This window comes from Burkholderia sp. E168m15 (assembly GCF_016586105.1).
In the GTDB taxonomy this organism is placed as follows: domain Bacteria; phylum Pseudomonadota; class Gammaproteobacteria; order Burkholderiales; family Burkholderiaceae; genus Burkholderia; species Burkholderia orbicola.
Genome location: NZ_BCPO01000133.1, coordinates 1 through 6,495, shown reverse-complemented (window position 1 = coordinate 6,495; position 6,495 = coordinate 1). Strand labels below are relative to the sequence as shown.

Here is a 6,495-nt window from a genome sequence, read left to right as displayed (position 1 = left end):
CAACGTCCCGGACCAGCCTTGCGGCAGCGCTCGAAACGATGGGCGCACAGGTATCGACCGCGCGGTCGGGGCACGATGCGCTCGAAGCGGTGGAGCGGCAGCCGCCGAGCGTCGTGCTGTCGGATCTCGCGATGCCGGACGGCGACGGTTACTGGCTGCTGGACCGGATCCGGCGCTTGCCGAACGGCGGCGGACATCTGCCGGTCGTCGCGGTGACCGCGCACGCCGGCAAGGCCGACCGGCGCCGGGTGATGGCCGCGGGGTTCGATGCGTATCTGTGCAAGCCGGTCGACATGCCGACGCTCGCGAGCGTGATCGTCGACGTCGTACCGGATGACGCGGGCGACACGGGAGACACTGGAGACGGGAAGCCGCGCCAGCGGTAGCCTGCCGTATCCATACGGCGCGGCGGCGGGTGGATCGCATACGAAAAAGGAGGCACGATGGACGCAACGGAAAACACGCGGCACGACCGCACCGGCGGCAAGCCGGCGCGCACGCGACGCAGGACGCCGGCCGTGCCGATCGCGAGCATACTGATGCTGTCGTGTGCATGGATCGCGACACCCCGCTACGCATCGGCCGAGGAGGGCACGCGTGCGAAGCTCGCGAGCCAGGCGTCGGCTGTCGGGGGCCAGATCCGCGATGCGACGCTCGCGTCCCGTGTCAGGGCCGCGCTCGTCGCCGAACGCGGTCTGGCCTCCGGCGACATCGACGTGCAGGTGCGTGACCGCGTGGCCGAGCTCACGGGCAACGTGCCCGACGAGCGGCAACGCGCGACCGCGATCCGCGTCGCGCACGACGTCAGCGGCGTGAGCGGCGTGCGCGACAAGCTGCAGATCCGCCGGAAGTAACGTGATGCGCGGGCCAGCGCCGGGCCGATTGGGCGTCGCGCGCCCGCGACCCTGCGCGTCACCGGGCAGGAGGTTCGACATGGACACCATCATCGCGGGCCGTTTCTCTCGGCTCGAGCAGGCGGAACGCTGCGCGGAACAATTGCGCGGCCACGCCATGCACCGGGACGACGTGAAGGTCTTCTTTCTCAATCCGCCTGGACAGCACGCGCTGTTCTGGCTTGGCGGCGACGTCTATGCGGACTCCGCCGCGCGGCCGGGCGGCCTCGGTGCACTGGAGGGCGTGGCCATCGGCGCGATCGTCGGGCTCGCCGGGGCCGCGCTGCTGTATCTGGGCGGGCTGCATTCCCCGCTCGCGTGGATCGGCGTGCCGCTCGTGGGCGGCTATGTCGGCGCGTTGTGCGGCGCGCTCAGCCGAATGCGCGGCGATGCGCCGGAGGGGCACGGCGCGCTGAAACAATGCGAAAACGGGGTGGTGCTGGCCGCGCACGTGACGCGGCGCACGATCACGTTCGCGGAGCGGACGATGCTCGCCGCCGGCGCGCTGTCGGTGGAGCGCACCGAGGGCGCGTGGCACAACGGCGCGTGGACCGATTTCTTCTCGTCGGCCCATCGTCCCGCGTGACGGCAAGCCGCACCGAGGACCCGCTCCGTCGCACGACACGGAGGCCCGGATGAGCACAAACCGAACAATCCGGAGGATGAAGCGGGGCGGGCGTCGGCCAGTGGCGGTCGTCACGCTGACTGCCGCCGCCGGCGTCCTGACGTTCGCGTTCTCGCACGCGCAAGCGCCGCCCGCTTCGTCCGCGCAGGTCGCGCCGGGCGTCATCCGTCCCGGCCCCACCGCCGACGAGCCCGGCCTGACGCAGCGGCCGATCGGCATCGACGCCGAGTTCGTCGACAAGGCGGGCATGCTCGGCAAGGTGGAGCGACAGGCCAGCCAACTCGCGCTCGACCGTTCGTCGAACGCGGACGTGAAGGCCTTCGCGCGCCGAATGCTCGACGATCACGCGCGTATCGCGGACGAATTGCGCCACATCGGTGCGCAGAAAGGCGTGCCGGTCCAGACGCGGATGCTCGTCGATCCGGCGGTCACGGCATTGCGAGCGAAGGACGGGCGCGCGTTCGATACGGCGTACGTGGCGCTGGCCGGGCCGAGCGCCCACGAAGCGGCGATCCGGCTTTACGAAACCGAGGCGAAAGACGGCCGCGACCCGCAGCTTCGCGCGTTCGCGGCCCGCACGCTGCCGGTGTTGAACGCACACCTGAACGCCGCGCGGCAACTCGCGAAGAGGGTGGCCGCCGCGCAGTGACCGGCCTTCCGGCCGGCAGGCTTCAGTGGTGCCGCGTGCCGTCTTCGGGGCCGCCCGGCGACGCCTCGTACGGCGGCGAATCGAGCGCCGTTTCGCCTTCCTCGATCAGCCAATACGGCGAGCTGCCGTAGTACGCATGCAGTGCTTCGGCCCACGCGGGGTCGGCCATCGCCGGCCACCGGCCTTTGTCGAAGCCGGGCGCCTCGCGCACCCGTTCGGTATCGACGGGCAGCACGAAGCATTGGCGCTCGGCATCGAGCACGAGCGCATTCCACGGCACCGCGAGCAGCTTGTCGCCGATCCCGAGCAGGCCGCCGGACGACACCACCGCATACGCGATCCGCCCGGCGCGCACGTCCAGCATGATGTTGGCGATCTTGCCGATATCGTCGCCGTCGATCGTCAGCACGCGATCGCCTTCGAACGTGCTGGCGGCCATCACGTCGGGGCCTGGCCCACCTGCGGCCGTGCGCGGATTCGCGCCGACGATGCGCGACGGTTTGTCCGTTGTCATCGAAAACCTCCTGGTCGAAGCGGCAACCCGGTCCGCGCGCAAATTCATTGCGCGCGTATTTCGTCGGGGCAACAGGCCGCGCGGGATGATGGGGGGACGCCAGTCGGTCAGCGGCGGCGCGGCAACGACACGTCCTCGAGCGTATTGGCGAGCTCGTCGCGCGCCGGGCCGCCCGCGCGCGTCGCGATGTCGCCGAGCGACACCATGCCGACGAGCTTCAGACTGCGATCGAGCACCGGCAAACGGTGCAACTGCACGTCGGCCATCCGTTGCTGGACGTCGCCGACGCCGTCGTCTTCGATGCACCACTGCACGGGCCTGGACGCGACCGCCTGCACGGGCGTATCGGGCGAGTGGCCGTGCGACAGCGCCCGCACCGCGAGGTCGCGATCGGTCACGATCGCGACGAGTTCGGTGCCGTCGCAAACCGGCAGCACGCCGATATCGAAGCGCTGCATCAATTCGGCCGCATGGCGAATCGTGTCGGTCGGCGCGACGCACACTACGTCGCGCGACATGATCTCGTTGACGCGATACATGAACGCCTCCTTCGTGATCGGGACGATACGGGAGCAGGCCGCGTGCCGCGCGCGGTGCGCACACGCCGGGCCTGAGTTGCCTAGCGACGGAGAAATTTGCCAGCCGGCTTGTACATCTTCCACGGCGGCAGCTGCGGCGTCGACGCGGGACGTCAGTGGCCGATGCCCGTCATCGTGACGATCGCCAGCACCACCGCGCTTTCGATCGCGGCCAGCGCCGCGACGCCGGCAGCACCGCTGATTTCATGCCATCTGCGTTCAAGGACCTTCATCGGATTGCCTCCTGATCTGGCCGGCGCGCGCACTGCCATTGCACCGCGCGCCGGGTGCCGCCGTCAGCCGTGATCGCGGGGCGGGGAAGGGACGTGCGGCGGGCGACGTTCGTGCTCGCCGGACGGCTTGGCGGGGTCGATACGCGTCGCACCGCCGACGGCGGGCGGGTCGCTGGCCGGGAACGTCTCCTCGAGCCCTTCGTCGATGCGCTCCTCCGTCTTGTCTTCGGACGGCGGACGCGACGTGGCGAATCGGGGCAATCCGGCAGCCGCTGACACGGCGTCGCGGCGGCCGGGGGCGTGAGCGGTCATGATCGAACCTCCTTGTCGATGAGAAGGCGCAAGCGGCGTACCTGCGGCATCCGCGGCACGACACTTGCAAGCCGGCGGAAACCGGCAGGGCATGCGGATACGACGCACACGCGTCCGGTATGGACGAGAGGACATCGCGATGAATGCAGCCAGGGAAAGGATACGTTACGACGCGAACGTCTGCGGTGGCGACTTCGGCCACGTACGCGAGCGTTTCGCCACATGGAAGCGCGAATCGCTGGTCTATCGGCCGGAGCGGCGCATGTTCGACGGCAAGGACGAGGTGCGCGAACTGAACGACACCGTCTACGACGGTCCCGAACGTGCGCAGCAGGCGCTCGTCGCGCGATGCGAACCGTCCGATCCGTTCGCGCTCGCCGTGCAACTGAGCGCCGAGGGGCGCACGATGTGGCTGGTCATGGCGGCTTACGACGTCTGAACCGGGCGACCGGGGTTCACGGCGCGGGAGCAGGCACGGCGCTTGCGGGGGCTCGCTTCGCCATCGAGATGCGCGCGCCGTCGCGCAGGAGTGACATGAACACGCCATCCATGCTGCACCGCCCCGAACCGACGACACCCGACGTCGACCCCGATCCGCCGCCGCCCGGGCACGACGACCCGGTCGATCCGCCCGTGCCCGACGGCTTGCCGCAGGGCGACCCGCCGTCGAACCCGCCGCCGATGCGGATGCCGGGCGGGGGCAGTGCGCCACCACCGGCCGCGCGACCACTGAAAAGGAGGACCGTCATGGACATTCACGTGCAATCGCCAGACAAGCGCGCGATCGCTCAGGTACTGGGCCGCTATTTCGAATCGCGTTCGCTGCACTATCACATCGAGGAATTGCCGGGCGGCGTGCTGCAGATCGGTTTTCGCGCCAGCGGCCGCCCGGTCGCCGTCACCGTTTCGTTCGACGATGCCGCGTACGACACTTACACGCACTGGGACGCGAGCCAGAAGCAGCTCGCGCTCGGCCGGCTCGCCGACGGCTTCTCGCGAATGATGTCGACGCGCAGTCCGGCCGCGCTTGCCGGCGACTATCACGTCGAGCGTTTCTGATTTCGCAATCATCCCCGGCTCATGCCGGATTCCGGCAAAGTGCCCGTACACAACGGGCGCTTTGCGTCTGTGCGCGCGTCGCGTAGGATGTCCGTTAATTCAGCGCATGCTACGTTCGCGCCGCTGGCTGCCTGCCGCTGCAGCCGGTGAAGCGCGGCGCGCTTTCCCTCAGGTTCGTTTCGTGCAGCCGACGGAGACCGCCTTGACCACTGTTGCTCGCCTGTTGCAGTCACCCGGCGCACGCCGGTTCGTATCCAGCCTCTCGGCATTCGCGGCGCTCGCCGCCGCCGGCGCCCGCGACGCGTCGGCCCAGACGCCTTCGCCGCTCGGCGAATGGCAATACACGGCGGGAGTCCCGCTCCAGAAACTCTTCGATCCGAACATCCCGACCTGGCAGGTGAGCGTCGGCGCCGCGATGACGCTGCAGCCGCGCTATGCGGGCTCCGACCGCTATCGCGTGATGGGCGGCCCGAATTTCGACATCCGCTATCGCGACCTGTTCTTCCTGTCGACCGGCGAGGGGCTCGGCGCGAACGTGCTGCGCGGGCCGAACTGGCGCGTGAGTTTGTCGGTCGGCTATGACCTCGGGCGTCGGTCGGCCGACGATCTCGGCCACCTGAACGGTCTCGACAACATCAACGCGGCGCCCGTGATGAAGCTCGCGGCCGACTACGTGGTCTCGAAGGATTTCCCGCTCGTGCTGCGCGCGGACGTCCGGCGCAGCATCGGCGGGTCGAACGGCTGGACCGGCGATTTCTCCGCGTACATGCCGATGCCCGGCAGCAACGAGCACTTCTTCTGGTTCGCGGGGCCGACCGTGACGTTCGCCGACTCCCGCTACATGAACAGCTGGTTCGGCGTGAACCCGGGCGCCGCCGCACGCTCGGGGCTGCCGGCCTATTCGTCGGGGGCCGGGATCAAGTCGGCCGGCGTGGGCATGACGATGGTGTGGTTCGTGAACAAGCACTGGTTCGTCACGGTGGACGGCGCGCTCGAACAGCTCGTCGGCCGCGCCGCGCGCAGCCCGATCACCCAGCAGTCGACCAACGGCGTGTTCGACATGTCGGTGAATTACCAGTTCTGACCGGAGCCGGGCGGCGGAAGGGCGATGCCGCGCGCGGCATCGCCCTTCATATTTGATATGATTCCGACCTGTACAAACGTACAGTGATCGATCCCCGTGACGCCTGCCTCGCCGACGCCTCCGGCGTTTTACTACCTGACCAATTTCGAACGCGCGCTGGCTTGGCTCGGCGAGCGTTACGACGACCTGTTCGACGCGCACGAGCATGCATTCGTCCGGCAGTTCGCGACGCTGCCGCAGGCGTCGCGCGCGCTGCTCGTGCGGATGCTGATGCGCAACGGGTCCGATTTCCGCGCGAGCAAGCTCGTGTACGACGAGATCGGCTGCACGCTCGATGCCGCCGCACCGCTCGTCGCGCTCGGCTGGGTCGATCCGGCGCCGGCGCTCACGCTCGACGCGCTGTTCGCGCTGTCGACCAAGGCCGAGCTGCTGCGCATCTTTCCGGCGCTCGCCGCGCATGCGGGCGAGCGCAAGGCCGACTGGCTCGAGCGGCTGCGGCCCACGCACGACGTCGCGCAACCGCTCGACGCCTGGTGCGCGCACGCCCG

Annotated in this window: 10 protein-coding genes and 1 pseudogene; 8 read left to right on the top strand and 3 right to left on the bottom strand. The window is 69.4% G+C overall.

What is annotated here, in order from left to right:
• The 4 genes from JMF86_RS20615 to JMF86_RS20600 form a co-directional block, all read left to right on the top strand.
• Positions 1-386: response regulator (locus JMF86_RS20615; protein WP_201317126.1), on the top strand; the 386-nt coding region annotated here is incomplete at its 5' end.
• A 57-nt stretch (positions 387-443) separates the two neighbouring features.
• A complete protein-coding gene (locus tag JMF86_RS20610; RefSeq protein WP_006479042.1) occupies positions 444-854 on the top strand; it encodes a BON domain-containing protein in 411 nt (136 codons plus the stop codon).
• A 79-nt stretch (positions 855-933) separates the two neighbouring features.
• On the top strand, positions 934-1,479 hold the full coding sequence (locus tag JMF86_RS20605) for a hypothetical protein (protein ID WP_011547718.1): 546 nt from the start codon (positions 934-936) through the stop codon (positions 1,477-1,479).
• 49 nt (positions 1,480-1,528) lie between these two features.
• Positions 1,529-2,167 (top strand): DUF4142 domain-containing protein, encoded by a 639-nt coding sequence (locus JMF86_RS20600; RefSeq protein WP_011547717.1) that lies wholly within the window; start codon positions 1,529-1,531, stop codon positions 2,165-2,167.
• A 22-nt stretch (positions 2,168-2,189) separates the two neighbouring features.
• Here JMF86_RS20600 and JMF86_RS20595 read toward each other — a convergent pair whose 3' ends face one another.
• From JMF86_RS20595 to JMF86_RS20585, 3 genes are all read right to left on the bottom strand, one after another.
• Positions 2,190-2,681 carry a PRC-barrel domain-containing protein gene (locus tag JMF86_RS20595; RefSeq protein WP_011547716.1) on the bottom strand — a complete coding sequence of 164 codons (492 nt, stop codon included), beginning with the start codon at positions 2,679-2,681 and terminating at the stop codon, positions 2,190-2,192.
• A gap of 107 nt (positions 2,682-2,788) precedes the next feature.
• Positions 2,789-3,220, bottom strand: a complete 432-nt coding sequence (locus JMF86_RS20590; protein WP_011547715.1) for a CBS domain-containing protein — start codon at positions 3,218-3,220, stop codon at positions 2,789-2,791.
• A gap of 335 nt (positions 3,221-3,555) precedes the next feature.
• On the bottom strand, positions 3,556-3,804 hold the full coding sequence (locus JMF86_RS20585; protein ID WP_011547713.1) for a hypothetical protein: 249 nt from the start codon (positions 3,802-3,804) through the stop codon (positions 3,556-3,558).
• A gap of 139 nt (positions 3,805-3,943) precedes the next feature.
• Here JMF86_RS20585 and JMF86_RS20580 point away from each other — a divergent pair, with 139 nt between their 5' ends.
• From JMF86_RS20580 to JMF86_RS20565, 4 genes and pseudogenes are all read left to right on the top strand, one after another.
• Positions 3,944-4,243, top strand: coding sequence for a hypothetical protein (locus tag JMF86_RS20580; protein ID WP_011547712.1), 300 nt, complete (start codon positions 3,944-3,946; stop codon positions 4,241-4,243).
• A gap of 308 nt (positions 4,244-4,551) precedes the next feature.
• Positions 4,552-4,863, top strand: coding sequence for a hypothetical protein (locus JMF86_RS20575; protein WP_006479035.1), 312 nt, complete (start codon positions 4,552-4,554; stop codon positions 4,861-4,863).
• Between the two features lie 202 nt (positions 4,864-5,065).
• Positions 5,066-5,947, top strand: coding sequence for a MipA/OmpV family protein (locus JMF86_RS20570; RefSeq protein ID WP_027808371.1), 882 nt, complete (start codon positions 5,066-5,068; stop codon positions 5,945-5,947).
• A gap of 96 nt (positions 5,948-6,043) precedes the next feature.
• Positions 6,044-6,495: pseudogene (locus tag JMF86_RS20565) on the top strand (VRR-NUC domain-containing protein); the annotation flags it as partial.

Bases quoted from the DNA above. Each gene is read 5' to 3' on its own strand.
- JMF86_RS20595 (WP_011547716.1), bottom strand. From the start codon at position 2,681: ATGACAACGGACAAACCGTCGCGCATCGTCGGCGCGAATCCGCGCACG.
- JMF86_RS20580 (WP_011547712.1), top strand. From the start codon at position 3,944: ATGAATGCAGCCAGGGAAAGGATACGTTACGACGCGAACGTCTGCGGT.
- JMF86_RS20600 (WP_011547717.1), top strand. From the start codon at position 1,529: ATGAGCACAAACCGAACAATCCGGAGGATGAAGCGGGGCGGGCGTCGG.
- JMF86_RS20575 (WP_006479035.1), top strand. From the start codon at position 4,552: ATGGACATTCACGTGCAATCGCCAGACAAGCGCGCGATCGCTCAGGTA.
- JMF86_RS20585 (WP_011547713.1), bottom strand. From the start codon at position 3,804: ATGACCGCTCACGCCCCCGGCCGCCGCGACGCCGTGTCAGCGGCTGCC.
- JMF86_RS20590 (WP_011547715.1), bottom strand. From the start codon at position 3,220: ATGTATCGCGTCAACGAGATCATGTCGCGCGACGTAGTGTGCGTCGCG.
- JMF86_RS20605 (WP_011547718.1), top strand. From the start codon at position 934: ATGGACACCATCATCGCGGGCCGTTTCTCTCGGCTCGAGCAGGCGGAA.
- JMF86_RS20610 (WP_006479042.1), top strand. From the start codon at position 444: ATGGACGCAACGGAAAACACGCGGCACGACCGCACCGGCGGCAAGCCG.